Source organism: Halomonas koreensis (assembly GCF_031451675.1).
GTDB classification, from domain to species: Bacteria; Pseudomonadota; Gammaproteobacteria; order Pseudomonadales; family Halomonadaceae; genus Halomonas; species Halomonas koreensis.
The window spans coordinates 68,515-90,577 of the sequence record NZ_JARWAK010000012.1; the positions used below are offsets into that span (position 1 = coordinate 68,515).

Genomic DNA, 22,063 nt, shown 5'->3' on the forward strand with positions numbered 1-22,063 from the left:
TCCTCAGGCCTTGACGTAGCAGGTCTTGACCACGGTGTAGAACTCGCGGGCGTAGCGGCCCTGTTCCCGGGGCCCGAAGCTGGAATCCTTGCGGCCGCCGAAGGGCACGTGATAGTCGGTGCCGGCGGTGGCCAGGTTGACCATCACGCAGCCGGTCTCGGCGCGAGCCTTGAAGTCGCTGGCGAGCTTCAGGGAGTCGGTGATGATGCCGGCGGTGAGGCCGAAGTGGGTGTCGTTGAGGGTGGCGATCGCCTCCTCGTAGTCGCGGACCTTGATCACGCAGGCGATCGGGCCGAACACCTCCTCGCGGTTGATGGCCATGTCGTTGGTGGTGTCGACGAACAGCGTCGGGGCCATGAAGAAGCCGTCGGTGTCGCGCTCCAGGCGCTCGCCGCCGAAGGCCAGGGTGGCGCCGTCGGCGCGGGCGCGCTCGACCCAGGCCAGGTTGGACTCCAGCTGGCGGGCGTCCACGGCGGGGCCGATGTGCACGCCGTCCTCCAGGGCGTGGCCGACCCGGACCGTCTTCAGCTTGTCGATCAGCTTGTCGACGAAGGCGTCGTGGACCGCCTCGGTGACGATGAGGCGCGAGGAGGCGGTGCACTTCTGGCCGGTGCCGGAGTAGGCGCCGGCGAAGGCGGCCTCCACGGCCAGGTCCAGGTCGGCGTCGTCGGCGACGATCAGGGCGTTCTTGGAGCCCATCTCCAGCTGGCACTTGACCAGGTTGCCGGCGGTGGCGGCGGCCACGCGGCGGCCCACGTCCAGGGAGCCGGTGAAGCTCAGGGCATCGATCTCGGGGCTCGAGATCAGCGCGTCGCCGACGCTCGAACCCGGGCCCATCAGCAGGTTGAAGGTGCCGGCGGGCAGCGCCTGGCGGCTGATGATCTCGGTCAGCGCCCAGGCGCTGGCCGGCACCAGGTTGGCCGGCTTGAAGATCACCGCGTTGCCGAAGGCCAGCGCCGGGGCGATCTTCCACACCGCGGTGGCCATGGGGAAGTTCCAGGGGCTGATGATGCCCACCACGCCCACCGGCTCGCGGCGGGTGTCGACCTCGATGCCCGGGCGCACGGAGTCGACCCGCTCGTCGATCTGGCGCAGCACCTCGGCGGCGTAGTAGTGGAAGAACTGGCCGGAGCGATAGACCTCGCCGACGCCCTCGGCCAGCGCCTTGCCCTCCTCCCGGGCGAGCAGGCGGCCGAGCTCGTCCTTGCGGGCGATCAGCTCGTCGCCGATGGCCATCAGCACGCCGTAGCGCTGTTCGAGGCCGCTGTGGCGCCATTCGGCCAGGCCGCGCTGGGCCGCGGCGATGGCCTCGCCCACCTGGGCGACATCGGCCTGGGCATACTCGCCGATCGCGTCGCGGGTGTCGGAGGGGTTGAGGTTGGTGACGCTGCCCTGGCCGTCGATCCAGGTGCCGTCGATGTAGAGAGAATGAACGTGGGACATGGGGACCTCCTGTGAGACGTTGCCGTCATGCTAGGCGAGGGCCCAATATAAGGATAATCAATAATAAAGATTCGATGATCAGGTTTTCTTACCATCGACGGGGAGGCGCCATGCTGCCGGAACTCAAGATCCAACCCCTGCGCTATGTGTTGGCCATCGTCGACGCCGGCGGCTTCCATGCCGCCGCTCGCCAGCTGCATCGCACCCAGCCGGCGGTCTCCATGGCGGTGCGCGAGCTGGAGCAGCGCCTGGGCGAGCCGCTGTTCGAGAAGGGCGGCAAGGCGACCCTCACGCCCTTCGGGGCCTATTGCCTGCCGCGTTTCCGGGAGCTGATCAACCAGCACGACCGCCTGAGCCGGGAGCCCAGGTCCAGAAGCAGGCCGGCCATGTCGACATGGCGGCGGTGCCCTCGGTGGCCAGCCGCCTGATGCCGCGGCTGCTCAACGACTTCATCCTGCGCTATCCGGCGCTAAAGGTCAGCCTGCAGGACGGCAACGCCGACTTCGTCCGCCGCCTGGTCGCCGGCGGCGAGGTCGAGCTGGGGATCACCAGCCTCTGGCAGCGGGACGACGACCTGGCCTTCACCCCGCTGATGCGCGATGCCGTGGGCGTGGTATGCCGGGATGACCACCCCCTGGCGGACCAGGCGGCGCTGGGCTGGGAGGCGCTGCAGGGGCAGGTGTTGATCCGCAACGGCACCTCGCGGCTGCTGGAGGGCACCGACGCCGAGCCGCTGCTGGCGCAGAGCGCCTTCGACATCTCCAACATGATCTCGCTGACCGCCATGCTGGTGGCGGGGATCGGCATCACGACCCTGCCGCGGCTGGCCTTTCCCGAGGAATACGAGCGGCTGCGCTTCATCCCGCTGGAGGACCCGTGGGTGGAGCGCGAGCTGGGCCTGCTGCGCGCCGGGAACCGCAGCCTGTCCCCGGCGGCCCAGGCCATGGAGGCCTTCGTGATCGAAGCGCTCGGCGAGCGGGCCGCGGACTGAGTCCGGCGGGGATCAGCCCCGGGCGGCCGGCGCCGCCTCGCGCCAGCAGGGCATCGCCCAGCCGCGCTGCCTGGCCACCGCCGCCAGGGTGGCGTCCGGGTGGATGGCGTGCGGCCGGTCCACGGCCTCGAGCAGCGGCAGGTCGTTGCGGGAGTCCGAATAGCCCCAGGACTCGCGCACCGCGGCGCCGTCCAGCCATTCGCTGAGGGCGCGCAGCTTGCCGTCGCGGAAGGTGCGGGTGCCCGCCGCCCGGCCCGTGTAGCGGCCGTCGACCACCTCCAGGTCGGTGGCCAGGGCGGCGTCGCAGCCCAGCCGCCGGGCCAGGGGGGCGACCAGCTGGGCCGTCGAGGCGGAGATGATCAGCGTGCGGTGGCCCTGGCGGCGGTGCCAGTCGAGCCGCGCCCGCCCGCCGGGGAACAGCCGCGGCAGCACCCGAGCCTCCAGGCAGGCCGTCACCTCCTGGGCCACCTCGCGCACCGGGCGGCCGGTCAGGGGCGCCAGCAGGAAGGTCAGGTGCGCCTCGAAGTCCAGGGTGCCGGCGGCGTAGTCGGCCATGTGGGCGGCCCAGGTCGCGCGGTGGGTCGCGGCGTCGGCGATCCAGCCGCGCTCGATCAGCCACTGGTTCCACAGTCCGGTGATGTCGCCGTCGAGCAGGGTGTCGTCCAGGTCGAACAGGGCCAGGCTCAGCCCCTCGGGTGTCGCGCTCATGCGTCCAGCTCCTGCACCTCGTCCAGATCCGCGTGCACCGTCACCCCGGCTCCCTCGCCCAGCAGGTGGCGCGTGCTGCGGTTGAGTTCGTCCACGTTCAGGCGCATCCCCTGGCAGTCCACCTCGTAGCGCACGACGCTGCCCAGCAGCCGGCGTCGGCGGATGATGCCCGGGCAGCCCGGGCCCGGACGCACGGGAAGTGTCCCGCGGGCCGGGCCGTCGTCCTCGTCGGGCACCAGGTAGAGCGCCTCCGGTCGCAGGGCGATCCGCGGGACGGCGCTCGGGCGGCCCACCAGGGGGCGGGCCCGCTCGGCCTCGAGCAGGTTGTAGTGTCCCATGAAGCCCGCCGCATGGCGATTCGCCGGCCGGGTGTAGAGGGCCTCGGCGTCGCCCTGCTGGAGGATGCGCCCCTCGTGCATCAACAGGATCCGGTCGGACATCAGCAGGGCCTCCTCCTGGTCGTGGGTGACGAACAGGGTGGTCAGGCCGAGGCTCTGCTGGATGTCGCGGAGCTGGTCGCGCAGGTGACGGCGGATGCGCGCGTCCAGCGCCGACAGCGGCTCGTCCATCAGCAGGATGTGCGGCTCGACCACCAGGGCGCGGGCCAGGGCGACCCGCTGGCGCTGGCCGCCGGAGAGCTGGTGGGGATACTTGCGCGCCTGGTCGGCGAGCTCCACCAGGCGCAGCGCCTCCTCGACCCGGCGCTGGCGCTCCTCCCGGGGCACCCGTTGCATGCGCAGCCCGAAGGCCACGTTGTCCTCGACCCGCAGGTTGGGGAAGAGCGCATAGTGCTGGAAGACCATGCCGATGCCGCGCCGCTGGGGCGGCAGCGCCGTGATGTCCCGGCCGTCCACCACCAGCCGCCCCCGGTCGAGGGGCGTCAGGCCGGCGAGGGCGCGGAGCAGGGTCGACTTGCCGCAGCCGGAGGGGCCGAGCAGGGTGACGAACTCGCCCCGGGCGATCTCGGCGTCGATGCCCTCGAAGACCCGGGTGGTGCCGAAGCGCTTGGCCAGGCCCTCGAGGCGCAGGTAGCCCCGGGCGGCCTGCCGGTCGCGCCGCAGGCCCCGGATCAGGCCGTCCCGCTCGGGGACGTCGTCGCGGGTGAAGGGCATCGACACGGGGGCGCCGGGCAGGGCGCCGGTGGTCATGGTAGGCGTCATGGGGCGGTGTCCTTGGCATGGCCGGCCTGGCGGTTGCCCAGCCAGGTCAGCAGCAGGGTGAAGGCGAACAGGGTGATGACCAGGGCGCTGGTGAAGTGGCCGCTCTCGCCGCGCATGTTGTTGAGGTAGACCTGCAGGGTCTCGAAGCGGGTGCCCACCAGCATGTTGGCGAACACGAACTCGCCGGCGAGGAAGGAGAACGACAGGAAGATGGCGATCTGCACCCCGACCCGGATATTGGGCAGCACCACCAGGAAGAAGGCCTGCAGCGGGCCGGCGCCCAGCAGGCGGGCGGCGTCCTGAAGCGCCGCCACGTCGATGGCGCGCAGGCCGTTGGCGATGGCCCGGTACATGAAGGGCAGCACGATGGTGAAGTAGGTGGGGATCAGGATCCAGGGCGTGCCCACCAGCGGCAGCGGCCCGCCGGCGTAGAGCTGCAGCAGGCCCACCGACGAGACCACCGGTGGCACCGCGAAGGGCATCAGGATCAGGCCGTTCATCCAGGCGTCCAGGCGCGGGTAGCGGGTATGCGCCAGGAAGGCCACCGGCACCACCAGCACCAGCGATAGCGCCAGGGCGCCGGTGGCCACCAGCAGCGAGCGGGCGAAGGCGGCCAGGAACCGCGGCGTGGTCCACAGCTCGGCGAACCACCTCAGGGTCAGGGCGTCCGGCAGCAGGCTGGCGCCCCAGCTCGCCGCCAGGGCATAGCCCAGGGTGGCCACCAGCGGCAGCGCCAGAAGGGTGAACACCGCGACCACCACCAGGCCGTGGGCGGAGGGCAGGGTCAAGCGGCGGGCGCCGGGCCGCGCCAGGGCGAGATCAGCGTTCGGCGACATGGTAGCTCCTGCGCAGCAGCCATTGCTGGATCAGGGTGACCACCGCCAGCAGCGCCACCAGCACCAGTGCCAGGGCGCTGGCCAGGTTCGGCTGCAGGAAGAGGTCGCCGGAGACCAGGTTGGCGATGCGGATGGTCATCAGGTTGTAGCTGGTGTTGACCAGGGCGTAGACGGTGGCATAGGCGCCCATGGCGTTGGCCAGCAGGATGGTCAGGGTGCCGGCCAGGGCCGGCCACAGCACCGGCAGGCCGACGTGCCACCAGTAGCCTAGACGCCCCGCGCCGAGCAGGCTGGCCGCCTCCCGCCAGTCCGGGCGCAGGCCGCCGAAGGCGGGAAACAGCAGCAGGATGCCCAGCGGGATCTGGAACCAGGTGTAGATGACGATCAGCCCGGCCTTCGAGTAGAGGTTGAAGTCCTCGATCACCCCCAGGCGCTGCAGGGCCAGGGTCAGCACCCCGTTGGCGCCCAGCAGGATGATGAAGGCGAAGGCCAGGGGCACGCCGGCGAAGTTGCTGGTCATGTTGGTGAAGGCCACCATCAGCCGCCGCAGCCGGCCGTCGGTGCGGGTCAGGCTGTGGCAGGTGAGGGTGGCGATGACCAGGCCCAGCAGGCTCGAGACCAGCGAGATCTCCAGGCTGCGCCAGATCGCCTGGCGGAAGAAGGGCGAGCCGGCGATCTCCCGGAAGTGGTCCAGGCCCCAGCCGTCGCCGACCCGGAAGGCGCTCACGCCGACCCAGGCCAGCGGCGCCAGCTGGAAGGCCGCGAAGACCACCGCGAAGGGCGCGAGCCACAGCAACGCGGGGGAGAGGCGGCTCATGACGTCGCGCTCCCGCCGGCCAGCAGCTCGGGGTGGTGGGGCTTGTCGTGGCCGAGGCCCAGCAGGCTGGCCAGGGAGCCGCACAGCCGGGTCTGCTCCAGGCGCTCCACCGGGCGGTGGGCGAAGGCCTCGCCGAAGGTCCACAGCGGAACCCGGCGCTCCTCCACGAGGGTGCCGGAATGGGAGCGGTCGGCGTTCATGCCGTGATCGGCGGTGACCATCACCTGGTAGCCCTCTGCCAGCCAGCCGGGCAGGTAGTCGGCTAGGGCGATGTCGGCGTGGCGGGCGGCGTTGCGGTACTGGGGCGAGTCGCCGCCGTGGCGGTGGCCGGCGTCGTCGATGTTCATGCTGTGCACCAGCAGGAAGTCGGGATCCTGGCGACGGCGCAGGGCCTCGGCGTCGCTGAACAGGTGATCGTCGGGGTAGTGGTCCTGCCAGTAGAAGAGGCCCGCCTGGATGGCGCTCTCGGCGTCCTCGTGGAAGCGGTGCCGGGTGCGGTCGAAGGGGGCGGCCAGGTAGAGCTCGCTGACCCAGTGGTAGGCCGCCGCCGCGGTGCGCCGGCCCTGGCGCACCGCCAGGTCGAACAGGCTCGTGCCGCGGGAGCGACGCACCACCTGGTTGTGGACCACCCCGGAATCCACCGGCCGATCGCCGGTGAGCAGGCATTCGTAGAGCGGCCGCGACATGGCGGGCAGCTCGCATTCCAGGCTGTGGTAGCTGCCGCGGCCGGCCTCGCACAGGGCATGCAGGTGCCCCATGGCATGCCGGCCGACGGCATGGTTGAGGCCGTCGAGGACGACCAGGATCACGCGGTGTGACATGACGGACTCCGGGCCGCTTCCCGGGGCGGGAAGCGGCGATGGTGGACGGGGCGCGGGATTACTGCTGGTGGATCAGCACCCGGGACTGCCACTGGCGCGGCAGCTCGCGGGCGCTCTGCTCCCAGGCGGCGAAGTCCTGGATCGGCCGGGCGTTGGCGTACTGTTCGTTGGGCAGCAGCCTGTCGGCGATCGCCTCGGGCAGGGTCAGGTGCTCGGCGCGGATCGGCCGGGCATAGCCCTCGGCCAGGTTGAACTGGCCCTGGTCGGAGAGGATGTACTCCCGGGCCAGCCTGGCGGCATTGGGGTGCGGGGCGTGGCGGTTGATGATGGTGGCGTAGCCGGAGGTCACCGAGGCGTCGGCGGGGATCACCACCTCGAAGGTGTCGCGATCGATCCGGTCACGGTAGTTCAGGGCGTTGAAGTCCCACAGCAGGGCCACCTCGACCTCGCCCTTCTCCAGGTTGGCGATGCTCGGCTCGGCCAGGGAGAGGCGCCCCTGCTCGGCCAGCTCGGCGAACACCGCCAGCCCCGGAGCGAGGTCGCCCTCGTCGCCGCCATTGGCGTAAGCGGCGGCCAGCACGGCGTTGTTGGCCTGGGAGGCCTGGCCCACGGCGCCCACCGAGACCGCGTAGTCGCCCTCGCTCAGGTCGGCGAAGGCGGCGGGGCGCTGCGCCTCGGGCACCAGGTCCTTGTTGATCATCAGCGCGATGGTGCCGGTGTAGCCCAGCATCCAGTGACCGTCCTCGTCCTTCGCCCAGTCGGGGATCTCGTCCCAGGTGGTGGGCTTGTAGGGCTGGGTGACGCCCTGCTGGACGGCGATCGGGCCGAAGGCGAAGCCCACGTCGCCGATGTCGGCGGTGGCGTTCTCGCCCTCGGCCTTGAACTTGGCGACCTCCTCGGCGGAGCTCATGTCGGTGTCCATGTGGGCGAGACCGTACTCGGCCTCCAGGTCGGCCCAGGTGTCCTGCCAGTTGGCCCAGGTGTCGGGCATGCCGACGCTGTCGACGCGGCCTTCCGCCTGGGCGGCCTCGATCAGGGCGGACAGCTCGCGGTCAGCGGCCTGGGCCGGGCCGGCGACGAGGGTGGTGCCCAGGGCGCAGCCCAGGGCGAGACGGGTAAGCAGCGGACGAGACGGTTTCACGGCGAGGCTCCATGCGGTGAACGGATGTGGCGATACTCGGGAAGCCGGTCATCTGGTCTAGTTCAGTTTGGCCGACAGGGCGCACTCTAGGCGCCGAACATGACGGCTCGGTGTCAGTTCGATGGCAGGGTCGTGTCCGCTACCCCCCCCCCCCTTGTTTTCCCGGTTTTCCCGGCGTGCGCCGGCTGTCATCAGGCTGACATCCGGCCTTCGCTAGACTGTCGCCGTTTTGCCATCTCCCCTGTCATGGCAATATTGATCTAGACCAGAAGTCCAGCCAGCGAGCCCTTGCCATGCCCCCTTCCGCCGAGTGTCGTTCCTCCGCGCCGGATGCCGTCCTGACGCCCCAGGCGCGCGGCCTGCACCAGGCCCTGCTGGCCATGCTGGCGGAGGAGCCGCCGGTCGGCGGCCGGCTGCCCTCGGAGCGGCAGATGATGGCGCGTTTCGCCACCACCCGGATCACCCTGCGCGAGGCGCTGACCCAGCTGGAGGCCGAGGGGCGCATCTATCGGGAGAATCGGCGCGGCTGGTTCGTCTCGCCGCCGCGGCTGCGCTACGACCTGCTGGCGTGCCTGCCGTTTCGCGAGATGGTCGAGTCCCAGCAGCGCCGCGCCGAGACGACGCTGCTCGAGGCCGGCGAGGTGCCGGCCCCGGCGCTGGTGGCGAGACGCCTGGGGCTGGCGGAAGGCGCGCCGGTCTACCGGATCGTCCGGGCTCGGCGGATCGACGGGCGGCCGGTGCTCTACGTGGCGCATCACCTGCGCCGCGAGTGCTTTCCGGGCATCCTCGACCATGACCTGGCGGCGTGCTCGCTCACCGATCTCTATCGTCGCGAATACGCCATCCGCGTCGGCCGGGTCAGCTTCGAACTGGGCACCACCGTGCTCGACGAACGGGCCGCCGAGGCGCTGCGGGCCGCGCCCGGCAGCCCGGCCCAGCGCATCACCCGCATCAATCACGACCAGAACGGCCGTGCCGTGGACTGCGACGACGAGTACTGGCGCCACGACGCCATCGAGTTGACGCTCAGCGCCGCGCCGCAAGGGCGAGACTAGGCTCGGAAACGACGCCGCCCCGACCCAAGGGCCGGGGCGGCGCGATCCGAATGGTCGGCGGCCGTCAGTCCGCCGGGCCGATCAGGTGCTTGACCTCCAGGTAGCCGGCCAGGCCCCAGGGCCCCAGCTCGCGGCCGATGCCGCTGATCCCGAAGCCGCCCCAGCCGGCCTCCGGCAGCACCAGCTGCTCGCCGTTGACCCAGACGCTGCCGGCGCGCAGCGCCCGGCCGACCCGCCGGGCTCGCTCGGCATCGCCGGCGATCACGGTGGCGGCCAGGCCGAAGGCGCTGTCGTTGGCCAGCGCGATCGCCTCGTCCTCGCTCGCCACGCTTCGCGCGCAGAGCACCGGGCCGAAGATCTCCTCCCGCCACAGCCGGCTGTCGACGGGAACGTCGCGGTACAGGGTCGGGGCGACGAACTCGCCCCGGGCGGGCGGCTCGCGGTGGCGGGCGTCGCGCACCGCCGTGAGCCCCTCCTCGGCGGCGATCGCCAGGTAGCCTTCCACGGCGGCGCGCTGGCGGGCACTGGTCATGGGGCCCATGTCGGTGTCGTCGGCCAGCGGATCGCCCAGGCGGAGGGCGTCGATGCGGCTGGCCAGGGCCGCGTAAAGGGGTTCGGCCAAGGACTCGTGGACGATCAGCCGCGAGGTGGCCGAGCAGATCTGGCCGGAGTTGAAGTAGATGCCGGCCATCACCCAGTCGGCGGCGGCCTCCACCTCGGCGTCGTCGAGCACCAGGATCGGCGACTTGCCGCCGAGCTCCAGGGATACGCCCCGCACGCCCTCGGCGGCGGCGCGCATGACCTTCTCGCCCACGGCGTTGCTGCCGGTGAAGGACAGCTTGTCCACCCCCGGGTGGGCGGTGAGCGGGGCGCCGATGCCCTCGCCGTCGCCGTGCACCAGGTTGAGCACCCCGGCCGGCAGGCCGATCTCGAGCGCGATCTCGGCGACGGCCTGCTCGGGCAGCGGCGTGACCTCGGAGGGCTTGAAGACCACCGTGCAGCCGGCGGCCAGCGCCGGGGCGAGCTTCCAGGCGCTGGTCACCAGCGGGAAGTTCCAGGGCGTGATCAGGCCGACCACGCCGGCCGGGTCCTCGTAGACATGCGCCTCGACGCCGTCCATGGCGTGCTCGACGCGGCGGCCCTGACGGGCCTCCAGGGCCCGGGCCTGGCCGGCGTAGTAGCGGTAGCAGGCGATGGCGTCGTCCAGGTCGATGCCGGCCTCGGCCAGCGCCTTGCCGTTATTGGTGGCCGACAGGCGCATCAGCGCCTCGCGCCGCTCGACGAGGGCCTCGGCGAAGGCCTCCAGGTAATCGGCCCGGTGGCTGCCGCCCAGCGCCTGCCAGTCGGGCAGGGCGCGGCGCGCGGCGGCCACCGCGGCGTCGACGTCGGCCGGGGCGCCGGTGGTGACCTCGGCGATCCGGCACTGGCGATAGGGATCGGTCACCGCCAGGGATCGCTTCCCCCGGGAGGGAATCCAGTGATTGTCGATAAACTGCTCGGTCAGTCGTTGCACGATAAGGCTCCGAATCCGGAATCAGGCATGGGCGACGGCCTCGGCCCAGGCCGCGGCGTCGACCTCGATCAGCAGCGGGCCGTCGGCGGGGCGGGCGGCGAGGGCCTCGGCCAGCTCGCCGGGGTCGGCGACGCGGGCGGCCGGGCAGCCGAAGCCGCCGGCCACGGCCGGGAAGTCCGGCGCCTGGATGTCGACGCCGAGGCGGGTGACCCCGGCGTCGTCCATGAAGCGGCGGATCTCCTCATAGCCCTGGTTGTGCCACAGCAGGATCACCACCGGCAGGCGCTCCTCCACCGCGCAGGCCAGCTCCGGCAGGGTGAACATCACGCCGCCGTCGCCGACCAGCGCCACCACCGGCAGGTCGGGGCGGGCGAGGCTGGCGCCCAGGGCCGCCGGCAGGCCGTAGCCCAGGGTGCCGTAGCCGGTGGAGGCATTGAAGAAGCGCCGCGGCGCCGGCTGGGCGACCAGGTGGTTGGCGGCGTAGGTGGTGGCGCAGGAATCGCCGACCAGGATCGCCTCGGGCAGGGCCTCGCGCAGGGTCTCGAACAGCGGCGCATAGGGCGCGAAGGCCGGATCCCGCTCGAGTCCCAGGGCCTCCCGCACGGCCCGGGCGCGTTCGGCGCCGCCGCGAGCCCGACGGGGGCCTGCGAGGCGCGCCGCCAGGGCCTCGAGGGCCGAACCCGCGTCGGCCACCAGGGCCAGGTCGGCGGCCTGGTTGCGGGCCAGCTGCTGGGCATCCACGTCGATGCGGATCAGCCGGCCGCCGAGCACGAAGCCGTCGTCGAACACCACGTCGTAGTCGGTCTCGCCGAGCTCGGTGCCGATGGCCAGCACCACGTCGGCGTCGTGAGCCAACTCGCGCACCGCCGGCAGCGAGGCGTTGGCGCCCAGGTCCAGCGGGTGGTCGCGGCCCAGCAGGCCCTTGGCGTTGATGGTGGTGACGGCGGGGGCGTCCAGCGACTCGACCAGTGAGCGGGCGGCCTCGGGGGCGTCCACGCAACCGCCGCCGAGCAGCACCAGCGGACGCGAGGCGTCCTCCAGCCAGGCGGCGGCCTCGGCGAGCGCCCCGGGATCCGGGGTGGCCTTGGCCAGGGCGGGGCGCGCGACGCGACGCGGCGGGGTGACCGGGGCGTCGAACAGGTCGATGGGAATCTCGATGTGCACCGGCCCCGGGCGCGCGCCCTCGAACACCGCGAAGGCGCGGGCCAGCGCCTCGGGCAGGCCGTCCGGGTCGAGCAGGGTATGGCTGAAGCGCGACACCCCGGCCAGCAGCTGCTGCTGGCTGGGCAGCTCGTGGAGCCGGCCCTGGCCACGGCCCAGGGTGTCGCGTCGATTGACGCTGGAGATCACCAGCATCGGCACCGAGTCGGCCAGCGCCTGGGCCATGGCGGTGGCGATGTTGGTCATGCCGGGCCCGGTGATGATGAAGCATACCCCGGGCTTGCCGGTGGCCCGGGCGTAGCCGTCGGCCATGAAGCCGGCGCCCTGCTCGTGGCGCGGCGTGACGTGGCGGAGGCCGCTGGCCTCGCCGCCGGCGAGCTCGCGGTAGAGCTCGATGGTGTGCACCCCGGGGATGCCGAAGACGGTCTCCACCCCGTAGGCGTCGCGCAGCAGGCGGATCAGCAGCTGGGCGCAGGTCATGGGCGTTGCTCTCTCAGGGTTCAGGCTCTCGCGGTTCATGGGGATCCCCTCAGCCGACCAGCCAGTGGCCCATCACGACGATGATCGGCAGGGTGATGGCGGTGCGCAGCAGGAAGATGACCACCAGTTCCCACAGCTTGAGCGGGATCTTCGACTTGAGCAGCAGGGCGCCGATCTCCGACATGTAGATCAGCTGGGTCAGCGACAGGCAGGCGATCACGAAGCGGGTCAGCTCGCTCTCGATGTCGCTGGCCAGCACCGCCGGCAGGAACATGTCGGCGAAGCCCACCAGGGTCGCCGGGGCGGCGGCCTCGGCCTCGGGAATCCGCATCCACTCCAGCACCGGCACCATGGGCGTGGCCAGCCAGGTGAACAGCGGCGTGAACTCGGCGAGCACCAGCGCCACGGTGCCGATGGCGATCACCAGCGGCAGCAGGCCGAAGAAGATATCGGCGACGTTGAACAGCGCGAGCCGGGCCAGCTTGAGCGGGCCGGGCGCGGTCTCGGCACGGGCCACCGCCATGCCCAGGCTGTAGCGCAGCAGGTTCTGGTCGCCGGTGTTCTCCTCGGCGATCCGGCAGCCCGCCGGCTCGTGATAGGTGTTCGGCTTGCGCGACAGCGGCGGCAGGCGCGGCACGATCACCGCGGCCACCAGGCCGGCGACCACCACGGTCAGGTAGAAGGGGATGAAGAGGTGGTTGATGCCGATGAAGCTGGTCACCAGCAGGGCGAAGGCGATGGAGACGATCGAGAAGTTGGTGGCGATGGCCGAGGCCTCGCGGACGTTGTAGAAGCCCTGTTCGTACTGCTGGGTGGTGATCAGCACCCCGACCGTGCCGGAGCCCATCCAGGAGGCCGTGGCGTCGATGGCGCTGCGCCCCGGCAGGCCGAAGATCCGGCGGAAGGGCGTGCGCACCAGGCTGCCGATGAACTCCATGAAGCCGAAGTCGACCAGGAAGGGCAGCAGGATGGCGGCGAAGAAGAAGAAGGTCAGCAGCACCGGGGCCAGGTCGTTGAGCATCACCCCGCCGGTGAAGGAGGCGGTGACCACCTCGGGGCCGACCTGGAAGTAGGTCATCAGCGCGAACGCCGCGCCCAGGCCGCGCATGGCCAGCCACAGCGGGGCCACGTCGAACAGCTCGTGCAGGGCGCCCTCGCGGGCCCAGGCGGGCCGGGCCAGCTTGACGTAGGCCGTCAGCAGCACCGACAGGCAAAGCACCACCGTGGCGATGGCCGGCAGGGCGTCGCCGAGCAGCGCCTTGAGGCCGTCGGCCATCAGGCCCATGCCGATGTTGATGGTGTCGCCGGTCGAGAAGGGCACCAGGAACAGCGAGATGCCGAGCAGCGAGGGGATCAGGAACTTCAGCAGGCCGGCGCGGCTCAAGGGCGCGGCATGGCTGGCGAGGGTCGTGTCGAAGGAGTCGGCCATGGGATTTCCCTGTTGGTCTTGTAATGGGTGTGGCCCGGCCCTGCCGGGCCGGTGCGTCGGCGGGGATCAGTCGCGGTGCTTGACGCCGGGGAGCACGCAGAGCATCTCGTAGAGCAGGGTGGCGCCCATCAGCGCGGTGTTGCCGCTGGTGTCGTAGGGCGGGGCCACCTCGACCAGGTCGCCCCCGACCACGTTGAGGCCCTGGGCGCCGCGCACGATCTCCAGGCCCTGCTGGGAGGTGAGGCCGCCCATCTCGACGGTGCCGGTACCCGGGGCCACGGACGGATCCAGGCCGTCGATGTCGAAGGAGATGTACACCGGGCCGTCGCCCATCTGCTCGCGGACCTCGGCCATCAGCGGCTCGAGGGACTGGTACCAGCACTGCTCGGCGGTGACCACGCGGAAGCCCTGGTCGCGGCACCAATCGAAGTCGTCGGCGGCGTAGCCGGTGCCGCGCAGGCCGATCTGCACCACGCGACCGGCGTCGAGCAGTCCTTCCTCCTGGGCGCGGCGGAAGGGGCAGCCGTGGGCGACCTCCTCGCAGAACATCTGCTCGTTGACGTCGGCGTGGGCGTCGACGTGGATCAGGCCCACCGGGCCGTGCTTCCTGGCGATGGCGCGCAGCAGCGGCCAGGTCAGGGTGTGGTCGCCGCCCAGCGTCAGGGGCACGCAGCCGTGGGACAGCACCTCGTCGTAGAAGTCGGTGATGATGTCGAGGTTCTTGGGCAGGTTGAAGGTGTTGATCGGCACGTCGCCGATGTCGGCCACCTGCAGGCTGTCGAAGGGGGCGGCGCGGGTGGCCATGTTGTAGGGGCGCAGCATGCGCGACTCGTCGCGGATCTGGCGCGGGCCCAGGCGGGTGCCGGGACGGTTGGAGGTGCCGATGTCCATGGGCACGCCGATGAAGGCCGCGTCGAGGCCGGCGGCCGTGTCCTGGGTGGGCAGGCGCATCATGGTGGCCGGTCCGCCGAAGCGCGGCATCTCGTTGCCGCCGAGGGGCTGGTTGAAGTCGCTCATCTGTCGGGCTCCGTCGTCAGGGGAATGTCCTGCGTCTTCCCTAGCAGGAAGCGTGCCATCTTTAGAGGCTTGATACGGCGTGGGTTTTTCTGGGTCGATGCAATAATGAATCGCTCAGGGTCGCTTGGGTGATACACTGCTGTATCAGTGATTCATTCCTGCATCGAGGCGAGGGCCCGTGAGCGAACTCGACAGCCGCATCCTGCAGACCATCATCGAGACCGCCCATGACCATTTCTTCGTGGTCGACGCCGACGGCCGGGTGCGGGACGTCAGCCCGGCGGCGGCGGCGGTCTATGGCATGTCCCGGGAGGCCCTGTGCCGCACCACCGTCCAGGCCCTGGAGGCCCAGGGCGTGCTGAAGCCGTCGATCAGCCTGGAGGTCATGCGCACCGGCCGTCCGGCGCAGCTGATGCAGGAGACCGGCACCGGCCGGCGGGTCATCGCCCAGGCGCATCCGGTGTTCCAGGCCGGTCGGCTGGCCGCGGTGGTCAGCCGCTCCATGGATCTCACCGACCTGCAGCTCCTCCAGGAGGAGTACGCCCTGCTGCAACGGCGCTTCAGCGATCACCTGCGTCGCGGCGGCGGCGAGGAAGCCCGCCTGGAGGCCGAGCTGGGCGAGCTGGAGGTGCGCAGCGAGGTGATGCGCGAGGTGGCTCGGCTGCTCAAGCGGGTCGCGCCCACCGATGCCACGGTGCTGATGCTCGGCGAGTCGGGGGTGGGCAAGACCGCCTTCGCGCGCCAGCTGCATCGCTGGAGCGCCCGGCACGACGGCCCCTTCATCGACGTCAACTGCGGCGCCATCCCGGACAGCCTGTTCGAGTCGGAGATGTTCGGCTACCGCCAGGGCGCCTTCAGCGGGGCTGCGCCGGGCGGCAAGGCGGGCCTGCTGGAGCAGGCCGAGGGCGGCACCCTGTTCCTCGACGAGATCGGCGAGCTGCCGCTGGCCATGCAGACCAAGCTGCTCAAGGTCATCCAGGACGGCACCGTCACCCGGCTGGGCGACACCCGGCCCCGGCGGGTCGACTTCCGGCTGGTGGTGGCCACCAACCAGGACCTGGCCCGCGGCGTCGAGGAAGGCCGCTTCCGGCTCGACCTCTACTACCGCCTCAATGTCATCCCCGTGACCCTGCCGCCGCTGCGCGAGCGCCGCGAGGACATCCCCGGGCTGGTCGAGCGGCAGCTCCGGCGCCTCAACGCCCGCTACGGGCGTGACAAGCTGATGGGCCGCGACGTCTGGCAGGAGCTGATGGGCCGCGACTGGCCGGGCAACGTGCGTGAGCTGGAGAACTGGCTGGAGCGGGCCTGGCTGGCGGCCGGTGATGACGTCATCCGGGCCCGGGCTGCCGGGGAAGCATCGGCGCCGTCGGCCACGATGGCCGGCTCGCCGGCGTATGCCGAGGCGAGCGCAGCCACGCCGCTGGGCGACGGCGAGACGCTGCGCTCGGCGTTGGCGCGCATCGAGCGCGAGATCCTGGCCGCGCTGTGCGGCGAGCTGCCCTCGACCTATGCCATCGCCGAGCGCCTCGGCATCAGCCAGCCCAGCGTGGTGCGCAAGCTCAGACAGCACGGCCTGCGCATCGGGCGCGATGCCTGAGCGCGTGGCGCGTCCGGCGTTGCGCGGGACGGGGGCGCCGCCTACGTTGAGGAGGTTCGCCGGCACCGCCGTGGCGCCGGCCGCTGTTGATCCTGAGAAGAGGGAACCGCCCATGTCCGACCGCCTGCTGCTGACCACCTCCTCGCACCTCGAGGGCTACCGCGTCACCGAGCATCTCGACATCGTCTCCGCCGAGTGCGTGTTCGGCATGAACGTCTTCAAGGACATGTTCGCCGGCCTGCGCGACTTCTTCGGCGGCCGCAACAAGTCGTCCCAGGATGCCCTGCGCGACGCCCGCATCGCCTGCCTGGACGAGCTGCGCCGCGAGGCCGAAACGCTGGGCGCCAACGCGGTGATCGCCGTGGACCTCGACTACAGCGAGATCTCCGGCGGCGGCAAGTCGATGCTGTTCCTGGTGGCCACTGGCACGGCGGTCAAGGTGGCGCGGGGCTGAGCGCAGGGCAACGAAAAGGGCCCCGCGATGTCTCGCGGGGCCCTTGGGGATTCGGTGGTCGGAGTAGCAGGATTCGAACCTACGACCTCTGCCTCCCGAAGGCAGCGCTCTACCAAGCTGAGCTATACTCCGATTTTTTCGCCTTGTGTGCCGGCGACGGATGGGCATTATACGCAAACGTCGCCGGGACGCAAGCCCCTTTGCCTGTCGGGGCGATCAGGTCTGCCGCTCCACCGCCAGGCGGGCCAGGTCGGCCATGCGCTCGCGATACGGGGAGGCGGGCAGGGCGTCCAGCTGCGCCAGGGCCTTGGCGGACATCTCCTCGGCCCGGGCGCGGGTGTAGTCGAGCGCGCCGGTCTCGTCGACGATGGCCAGCACCTCGTCGAGGCGCTCCAGGCCGCCCTCGCGGATGGCCTGGCGGATCACCTTGGCCTGCTCGGCGGTGCCGGCGGCCATGGCCTGGATCAGCGGCAGGGTCGGCTTGCCCTCGGCCAGGTCGTCGCCGACGTTCTTGCCCATGGCCTCGGCGTCGCCCTGGTAGTCGAGCAGGTCGTCGACCAGCTGGAAGGCCAGGCCCAGGTAGCGGCCGTAGTCGCGCAGGGCGGCCTCCTGTTCGGGCGTGGCCTCGGCGAGGATGGCGCCGCTGTGGGAGGCGGCCTCGAACAGCATGGCGGTCTTGCCCTGGATGGTCTCGAAGTAGGCGGCCTCGTCGACGTCGGGGTTGCCGACGTTGGTCAGCTGCTGCACCTCGCCCTCGGCGATGGTGCAGGTGGCCGCCGAGAGCACCTCCATGATGCGCATCGAGCCCACGTCCACCATCATCTGGAAGGAGCGCGAATAGAGGAAGTCGCCGACCAGCACCGAGGGGGCGTTGCCCCAGGCGTCGTTGGCGGTCGCCTTGCCCCGGCGCATGTGCGACTCGTCCACCACGTCGTCGTGCAGCAGGGTCGAGGTGTGCATGAACTCGATCAGCGTGGCCAGGGTCACGTGGCGGTCGCCCGCGTAGCCCAGCGAGCGGGCGGCCAGCAGCACCAGCAGCGGGCGCAGCCGCTTGCCGCCGCTCTCGATGATGTACTGGCCGATGGTCTCCACCAGGGGCACCCGGGAGGCCAGCTGCGCCAGGATGGTGCGGTTGACGGCGCTGAAGTCCTCGGCGACGACGGCATGGATGGGGGTGGCGGGGACGGCGGTCTCGAGCTTGGGCGACGAAGGGTTGGCAGGCATGGAGGCGACATCGGCGAAAGGGTGGAGGTGGCGGGCGTCGCGCGGGGCGGGCGCCGGCCGGGATTGTCGGCCATGCTATGGGGCCCCCCGTGGGGCGTCAAGGCGCGGGGCGCCCGGGTGAGGGGCGCCTTGTCGCCGCCCGGCGACGGGGTGGGCGGCGGCTTGTATGGCGCGGATCCTGCGGTTATAATCCGCGACCCACTCATCTCGCTCCCTGCCAGATGGTTGCCGAAAGGGGCGCCACTCGAAGCAGGTCGATGAAGAGCCCACCCCGATGAGTACCGGAGAGACGAGCATGTACGCAGTTATCAAGAGCGGTGGCAAGCAGTACCGCGTTCAGGAAGGCCAGACTCTCAAGCTCGAGAAGCTGGAAGTGCCGACCGGCGACACCATCGAGTTCGATGAGGTCCTGCTGGTGGGCAGCGACGACGACGTCAAGGTCGGCGCCCCGACCGTCGACGGTGCCAAGGTGTCCGCCGAGATCGTCGCGCACGGCCGCGGCGAGAAGGTCCGCATCATCAAGTTCCGTCGCCGCAAGCACAGCATGAAGCGTCAGGGCCACCGTCAGTGGTTCACCGAAGTCAAGATCACCGGGATCTCCGCGTAAGCGTCAGTTCCCCCTGAACGAGCGAGGTATTTGCAATGGCTCACAAGAAGGCAGCCGGCTCCACCCGTAACGGTCGCGATTCCGAATCCAAGCGCCTCGGCGTGAAGCTGTTCGGCGGTCAGGCCGTGACCCCGGGCAACATCATCGTCCGCCAGCGCGGCACCAAGTTCCACGCCGGCGCCGGCGTCGGTATCGGCAAGGACCACACCCTGTTCGCCCTGGACGAAGGCGTGGTCAAGTTCGAGACCAAGGGTCCGAAGAACCGCAAGTTCGTGAGCGTCGTCTCCGCCTGAGACCGCCCGGACCTGCAGCGAGAAGGCCCCGCCATGGCGGGGCCTTCTTGTATCATGGCGGCATGGCCGCCAGGAGAGTGACAGATGCAGTTCGTCGACGAAGCCTCGATCATCGTGGAAGCCGGCAAGGGCGGCAACGGCTGCCTGAGCTTCCGCCGCGAGAAGTACGTGCCCAAGGGCGGCCCCGACGGGGGCGACGGGGGTCATGGCGGCAGCGTCTACCTGATCGGTGACGATGCCCTCAACACCCTGATCGACTTCAAGTACCAGCGCTTCTACAAGGCGCAGAACGGCCAGCCCGGTCAGGGGCGGCAGATGAGCGGCCGCGCCGGCGAGGACCTGCACGTCAAGGTGCCGGTGGGCACCACGGTGATCGACGAGGACACCCTGGAGGTGATCGCCGACGTCACCGAGGCCGGCCAGGTGGTGCCGGTGGCTCAGGGCGGCCGCCGCGGGCTCGGCAATATCCACTTCAAGTCGTCCACCAACCGGGCGCCCCGGCGCACCACGCCGGGCACCGAGGGCGAGCGCCGTCACCTGCGCTTCGAGATGAAGGTGATGGCCGACGTCGGCCTGCTGGGCCTGCCCAACGCCGGCAAGTCGACGCTGATTCGCGCGGTCTCCGCGGCCAAGCCCAAGGTCGCCAACTACCCCTTCACCACTGTGGTGCCGAACCTGGGAGTGGTGAAGCTCGGCCAGCACGAGCACTTCGTGATGGCCGACATCCCCGGCCTGATCGAGGGCGCCTCCGAGGGGGCCGGCCTGGGGCTGCGCTTCCTCAAGCACCTGACCCGCACCCGGCTGTTGTTCCACGTGGTCGACGTGGCGCCCTTCGACGAGTCCGACCCGGTGGCGGCCGCCGAGGCCATCGCCCACGAGCTCGGCGAGTTCTCGCCGACGCTGGCCGAGCTGCCGCGCTGGCTGGTGCTCAACAAGCTCGACCTGCTGCCCGAGGACGAGCGCGAGGCCGTGGCCGACGAGATCGTCCGCCGGCTGGGCTGGGAGGGCCCGGTGTTCCGCGTCTCGGCGATCAGCGGCGAGGGCACCGACGCCCTGGTGCAGGCCGCCCATCGCTGGCTCACCGAGCAGCGCCGGCTGGAGCACGAGGACGAGGAGGCCGCCGAGCGCGAGCGCGAGATGCGCCGGCGCATGGAGGACGAGGCCGTGGCGCGCACCGAGGCCCGCCTGGGCCGCAAGCGCAAGCGGGACGACGAGGATGACGACGACTTCGATGACGACGATTATGATGTCGAGGTCGAATACGCCCCGTGAGCCCGGGGCGGCTGGGTCGCATTGAGCCGAGGAACGGATGGAGAGTAACGAGCAGGTACCCGGCCGCGAGGCCCTGAGGGGCATGCGCCGCGTGGTGGTGAAGATCGGCAGCGCCCTGCTGACCAACGACGGCCGTGGCCTCGACGAGGCCGCCATCGGCGGCTGGGTCGACGAGATCGCCGCCCTGCACCGGCGCGGCGTCGAGGTGGTGCTGGTGTCCTCCGGCGCCGTGGCCGCGGGCATGGTGCGCCTGGGCTGGCAGGCGCGCCCCTCGGCGGTGCATGCCCTGCAGGCCGCGGCGGCGGTGGGCCAGAACGGCCTCACCGAATGCTACGAGGGGCATTTCGCGCGCCACGGCCTGACCACCGCCCAGGTGCTGCTGACCCACGACGACCTGTCCAACCGCAAGCGCTACCTCAATGCCCGCTCGGCGCTGCGCACCCTGGTCGACCTGCGGGTGGTGCCGGTGGTCAACGAGAACGACACCGTGGTCACCGACGAGATCCGCTTCGGCGACAACGACACCCTGGGCGCGCTGGTGGCCAACCTGCTCGAGGCTGACGCCCTGGTGATCCTCACCGACCAGGAGGGGCTGTTCGACGCCGATCCCCGCCATGACCCGAACGCCCGGCTGATCGCCGAGGGGCGGGCCGACGACGCCCGGCTGGCCGAGGTGGCCGGCGGCGGCGGGGCCCTGGGGCGCGGCGGCATGACCACCAAGGTGCGCGCCGCCCGGCTGGCCGCGCGCTCCGGGGCGGTCACGGTGATCGCCAGCGGTCGCCAGGACGCGGTGCTGACCCGGCTGGCCGACGGCGAGCGCCTGGGCACCCTGCTGACCCCCGATCGGGCGCCGATGGCGGCGCGCAAGCGCTGGCTGGCGGGCCAGCTGCAGGTGCGCGGCAGCCTGACCCTGGACGAGGGCGCGGTCAGGGTGTTGCGCGGGCGCGGCTCCAGCCTGCTGCCGGTGGGGGTCAAGTCGCTGGCCGGCGACTTCGTGCGCGGCGACATGGTGCTGTGCGTCGACGAGGCCGGCCACCGGGTGGCCAAGGGGCTGGTCAACTACGGCGCCGAGGAGGCCCGCCGGCTGCTCGGCCAGCCCAGCCATCGGATCGAGAGCATCCTCGGCTACATGGAAGCGCCGGAGCTTATCCACCGCGACAACCTGGTGGTGCTCTAAGAGGCGCCGATTTTCTATTGCGCTCGACGACCCACAGGGAAGTGGGAAGTGCGTGGGTTCGTCGGGAACGAACCTAGCGATCCTGGCCGCCGGCGGTCCTGGTGCGCCAGCTCGGGCGTCATCCTCATTTACTTGTTTCGTAAACTGCGGTGACTGTGTTCCGGCGACGGCCAGCCTCTCTTCGCTCATGACGTAAATCGTCAGCCTCTTGGTCAGGCGTGGCGGGGCGCCCGACCTTGACAAGGCTGGCAAGCCCTGTCGCCACGTGATAGGATACGCCATCCTCTCAGACACGGCCCGTGAGCGATCGCGTCCCGACACGCGATCGGCCGGATGGCCAGGCCGACGGGGATTTTTTTATTTCCCTGTTGGATCAAACCGTTATCAAAGCCGCCCACGCAGGCGGTGACAACTTTCTCCAAGGAGACAGTCAGTGGCTAACAGCAAGCAAGCCCGTAAGCGCGCCCGTCAGGCAGAAGGCCGTCGTGTTCTGAAGGCGAGCCAGCGCAGCATGGTCCGCACCTACGTCAAGAGCGTGATCAAGGCCATCAAGACCGGCGATCACGGCCAGGCCATGGACGCCTTCAAGCGTGCCCAGCCGGTCATCGACCGCATCGCCGACAAGGACGCGCTGTCCAAGAAGAAGGCCGCTCGCCTGAAGAGCCGCCTGAACAAGCGCATCAAGGCCCTGGCCGCGTAAGCACGCCGGACGCCTCCGGGTGCCCGCCCAGTGCGGGCACGCCGACGAAAAACCGGCTTCGGCCGGTTTTTTTGTGCCCGATCCTCTCCGGCAAGGGAGCGCGCCGTGACCGATACCGACCCCCGTCCCGCCACCGAGCCCGCCCCGGCGTCCTCCGGCCCGCCGAC

Annotated in this window: 22 protein-coding genes and 1 tRNA gene; 10 read left to right on the plus strand and 13 right to left on the minus strand. The window is 70.9% G+C overall.

Annotated features, from left to right (window positions below; all coding sequences use genetic code 11):
- Positions 1-3: 3 nt before the first annotated feature.
- A complete protein-coding gene (locus QC818_RS13805; RefSeq protein ID WP_309653439.1) occupies positions 4-1,443 on the minus strand; it encodes an aldehyde dehydrogenase family protein in 1,440 nt (479 codons plus the stop codon).
- A 110-nt stretch (positions 1,444-1,553) separates the two neighbouring features.
- On the opposite strand from QC818_RS13805, the gene QC818_RS13810 reads away from it, so the two are divergent.
- Positions 1,554-1,871 carry a LysR family transcriptional regulator gene (locus QC818_RS13810; RefSeq protein WP_309653440.1) on the plus strand — a complete coding sequence of 106 codons (318 nt, stop codon included), beginning with the start codon at positions 1,554-1,556 and terminating at the stop codon, positions 1,869-1,871.
- Entirely contained in the window at positions 1,838-2,434 is a 597-nt protein-coding gene (locus tag QC818_RS13815; protein WP_309653441.1) for a LysR substrate-binding domain-containing protein, read from the plus strand. Before QC818_RS13810 ends, QC818_RS13815 begins: the two co-directional genes overlap by 34 nt.
- Positions 2,435-2,446: 12 nt before the next feature.
- Here QC818_RS13815 and QC818_RS13820 read toward each other — a convergent pair whose 3' ends face one another.
- From QC818_RS13820 to QC818_RS13845, 6 genes are read right to left on the minus strand one after another with little or no spacing between them, the layout of a single operon-like run.
- Entirely contained in the window at positions 2,447-3,142 is a 696-nt protein-coding gene (locus QC818_RS13820) for an HAD family hydrolase (RefSeq protein ID WP_309653442.1), read from the minus strand.
- On the minus strand, positions 3,139-4,302 hold the full coding sequence (locus QC818_RS13825) for an ABC transporter ATP-binding protein (RefSeq protein ID WP_309653443.1): 1,164 nt from the start codon (positions 4,300-4,302) through the stop codon (positions 3,139-3,141). Before QC818_RS13825 ends, QC818_RS13820 begins: the two co-directional genes overlap by 4 nt.
- On the minus strand, positions 4,299-5,138 hold the full coding sequence (locus QC818_RS13830; RefSeq protein ID WP_309653444.1) for an ABC transporter permease: 840 nt from the start codon (positions 5,136-5,138) through the stop codon (positions 4,299-4,301). The genes QC818_RS13825 and QC818_RS13830 overlap by 4 nt, the downstream gene beginning before the upstream one ends.
- The gene (locus QC818_RS13835) at positions 5,122-5,955 is read right to left on the minus strand and encodes an ABC transporter permease (RefSeq protein WP_309653445.1); all 834 of its coding nucleotides are present in this window, start codon (positions 5,953-5,955) and stop codon (positions 5,122-5,124) included. Before QC818_RS13835 ends, QC818_RS13830 begins: the two co-directional genes overlap by 17 nt.
- Positions 5,952-6,776 carry an alkaline phosphatase family protein gene (locus QC818_RS13840; protein WP_309653446.1) on the minus strand — a complete coding sequence of 275 codons (825 nt, stop codon included), beginning with the start codon at positions 6,774-6,776 and terminating at the stop codon, positions 5,952-5,954. The genes QC818_RS13835 and QC818_RS13840 overlap by 4 nt, the downstream gene beginning before the upstream one ends.
- Positions 6,777-6,834: 58 nt before the next feature.
- On the minus strand, positions 6,835-7,917 hold the full coding sequence (locus tag QC818_RS13845) for an extracellular solute-binding protein (protein WP_309653447.1): 1,083 nt from the start codon (positions 7,915-7,917) through the stop codon (positions 6,835-6,837).
- A 293-nt stretch (positions 7,918-8,210) separates the two neighbouring features.
- Here QC818_RS13845 and QC818_RS13850 point away from each other — a divergent pair, with 293 nt between their 5' ends.
- Entirely contained in the window at positions 8,211-8,972 is a 762-nt protein-coding gene (locus QC818_RS13850; RefSeq protein WP_309653448.1) for a UTRA domain-containing protein, read from the plus strand.
- A 64-nt stretch (positions 8,973-9,036) separates the two neighbouring features.
- Here QC818_RS13850 and QC818_RS13855 read toward each other — a convergent pair whose 3' ends face one another.
- From QC818_RS13855 to speB, 4 genes are all read right to left on the minus strand, one after another.
- Entirely contained in the window at positions 9,037-10,485 is a 1,449-nt protein-coding gene (locus QC818_RS13855; protein WP_309653449.1) for an aldehyde dehydrogenase family protein, read from the minus strand.
- A gap of 21 nt (positions 10,486-10,506) precedes the next feature.
- On the minus strand, positions 10,507-12,126 hold the full coding sequence (locus tag QC818_RS13860) for a 5-guanidino-2-oxopentanoate decarboxylase (protein WP_374710093.1): 1,620 nt from the start codon (positions 12,124-12,126) through the stop codon (positions 10,507-10,509).
- Positions 12,127-12,175: 49 nt separating this feature from the next.
- Positions 12,176-13,555 carry a YjiH family protein gene (locus QC818_RS13865; protein ID WP_309653451.1) on the minus strand — a complete coding sequence of 460 codons (1,380 nt, stop codon included), beginning with the start codon at positions 13,553-13,555 and terminating at the stop codon, positions 12,176-12,178.
- Positions 13,556-13,621: 66 nt separating this feature from the next.
- Positions 13,622-14,572: an agmatinase gene (gene speB, locus QC818_RS13870; RefSeq protein ID WP_309653452.1), complete on the minus strand. Its 951-nt coding sequence runs from the start codon at positions 14,570-14,572 to the stop codon at positions 13,622-13,624.
- Between the two features lie 178 nt (positions 14,573-14,750).
- On the opposite strand from speB, the gene QC818_RS13875 reads away from it, so the two are divergent.
- Positions 14,751-16,169, plus strand: coding sequence for a sigma-54 interaction domain-containing protein (locus QC818_RS13875; protein WP_309653453.1), 1,419 nt, complete (start codon positions 14,751-14,753; stop codon positions 16,167-16,169).
- A 112-nt stretch (positions 16,170-16,281) separates the two neighbouring features.
- Positions 16,282-16,623 carry a YbjQ family protein gene (locus QC818_RS13880; protein WP_309653454.1) on the plus strand — a complete coding sequence of 114 codons (342 nt, stop codon included), beginning with the start codon at positions 16,282-16,284 and terminating at the stop codon, positions 16,621-16,623.
- A 55-nt stretch (positions 16,624-16,678) separates the two neighbouring features.
- Here QC818_RS13880 and QC818_RS13885 read toward each other — a convergent pair.
- Both QC818_RS13885 and ispB read right to left on the minus strand, forming a co-directional pair.
- Positions 16,679-16,755: transfer RNA gene (locus QC818_RS13885), tRNA-Pro, on the minus strand.
- 84 nt (positions 16,756-16,839) lie between these two features.
- On the minus strand, positions 16,840-17,847 hold the full coding sequence (gene ispB, locus QC818_RS13890; protein ID WP_309653455.1) for an octaprenyl diphosphate synthase: 1,008 nt from the start codon (positions 17,845-17,847) through the stop codon (positions 16,840-16,842).
- Positions 17,848-18,142: 295 nt separating this feature from the next.
- On the opposite strand from ispB, the gene rplU reads away from it, so the two are divergent.
- The 5 genes from rplU to rpsT all read left to right on the plus strand — a co-directional run bounded on the left by rplU (position 18,143) and on the right by rpsT (position 21,896).
- Positions 18,143-18,454 carry a 50S ribosomal protein L21 gene (gene rplU / locus QC818_RS13895; protein WP_309653456.1) on the plus strand — a complete coding sequence of 104 codons (312 nt, stop codon included), beginning with the start codon at positions 18,143-18,145 and terminating at the stop codon, positions 18,452-18,454.
- A gap of 35 nt (positions 18,455-18,489) precedes the next feature.
- Positions 18,490-18,747 carry a 50S ribosomal protein L27 gene (rpmA, locus tag QC818_RS13900; protein WP_309653457.1) on the plus strand — a complete coding sequence of 86 codons (258 nt, stop codon included), beginning with the start codon at positions 18,490-18,492 and terminating at the stop codon, positions 18,745-18,747.
- Between the two features lie 84 nt (positions 18,748-18,831).
- Entirely contained in the window at positions 18,832-20,019 is a 1,188-nt protein-coding gene (cgtA, locus tag QC818_RS13905; RefSeq protein ID WP_309653458.1) for an Obg family GTPase CgtA, read from the plus strand.
- 37 nt (positions 20,020-20,056) lie between these two features.
- A complete protein-coding gene (gene proB, locus QC818_RS13910) occupies positions 20,057-21,196 on the plus strand; it encodes a glutamate 5-kinase (protein WP_309653459.1) in 1,140 nt (379 codons plus the stop codon).
- Between the two features lie 433 nt (positions 21,197-21,629).
- Complete coding sequence (gene rpsT / locus QC818_RS13915) at positions 21,630-21,896, plus strand: 30S ribosomal protein S20 (protein WP_309653460.1); 267 nt, start codon at positions 21,630-21,632, stop codon at positions 21,894-21,896.
- Positions 21,897-22,063: the final 167 nt, after the last annotated feature.